Genomic DNA, 1,271 nt, shown 5'->3' on the forward strand with positions numbered 1-1,271 from the left:
AGGGTTTTCTTGAGTAAAAAACTCCCGCATGGCTTTAATCAGGTGCATATTATGCAAAGGATTTGGTAAAGGATAACAACCTAAAAGTTCAGCCTCGGTGTATTTCCCTTCCACTACAAGTCCCGTCATCAATAAAGCAAACTGTTTACGGCTACCGAACATATAAAAGCTAAAGCGGTTATATTTCATTCCCATTAACGGGTCACCTTTATCCGGCACTGGAATGACAAAAATTTTATGAAATGCCTGCATATAAATCACCCGCTCTTTACGGTTAAGTCGAATTGAGCGGTGGCGAGGGTAGAAGAAGAGTATAAATATCAAAAAGATTGGAATTAGCTCAAAGTAAAATACATGTGTTCGCCAAAAATGATTTTCTAAAAATGGTTTACGATATTCTTCATAAGGCATTGGAGGGTATTTACTAGGGTTTTTAATAAAATAATTAGGATCACTTTCTCTTAACACTCGAGATTTATACAGTGGTAATAATATTGTATCGGGGGAATTTGCCCAGTAAAAATCCTCTTTTACAGAATTATATATTCCAGATAAAGGAAACTCTTTATGTCTATAATCTAAAAATGAAATTACTAATAAAATAGCAATAATTAGAGTTCTAAAAAAGCCTCGTAAATAGCCATCAAAAGTTGAGTTTCTGATTTCAATTTCGTCCTCATTGACTTTGCGAATAGAAAAGCCGATATCATGGAAAATTTTATTTCGATTCATCATTTTCCTTATTATTTCTGAATCTGATTTTTTGCATTTAGTATACCTTACTGGATGCTTTCTCTTCTAATGCTTACAAAAAATAAAAGTGCGGTTGATTTTCCAAGTGTTTTAAAAACATTGAAAAATTTTACCGCACTTTTCAATCTAACCTGGTTTATTTATCTTGCAACGCTGGGGATTTTTCGGTTTCTTCCCAGTCATCATTAACTTCGTTAATTAAGCCTTCTGAAGCCAGTTGTTCATTAAGTTCTTGTTGTTCTTTAACAGCTTTATCATAACGTTGCATCTGTTGTTTGTAAGAAAGCGTATTCCAAAAAGCTTTTTGTTCCGCGATGGCACGGTTGATTTTCTTCCGACTGGAAATAGGAAAACGAATAAAACTGAAACTATTACAAAAAGCAATACCGGGACGAAGCCATGGCGTGCGATAAAATCTACCAATATGTTTTAAAAACTCAGGGTTTTCTTGAGTAAAAAACTCTCGCATGGCTTTAATCAGATGCATATTATGCAGAGGATTTGGCAGGGGATAACAA

At 34.4% G+C, this 1,271-nt stretch carries 1 protein-coding gene and 1 pseudogene; both read right to left on the reverse strand.

The genetic code is table 11. The features are described from left to right. A partial coding sequence (locus tag HMPREF3263_RS04125) for a hypothetical protein (RefSeq protein ID WP_256337398.1) occupies positions 1 to 735 on the reverse strand: 735 nt, incomplete at its 3' end. A gap of 154 nt (positions 736 to 889) precedes the next feature. Continuing rightward, positions 890 to 1,271 (reverse strand): annotated as a pseudogene (locus HMPREF3263_RS04130) (hypothetical protein); the annotation flags it as partial.

The sequence above is a fragment of the Haemophilus sp. HMSC61B11 genome, assembly GCF_001838615.1.
Taxonomy (GTDB): Bacteria; Pseudomonadota; Gammaproteobacteria; order Enterobacterales; family Pasteurellaceae; genus Haemophilus_D; species Haemophilus_D parainfluenzae_AD.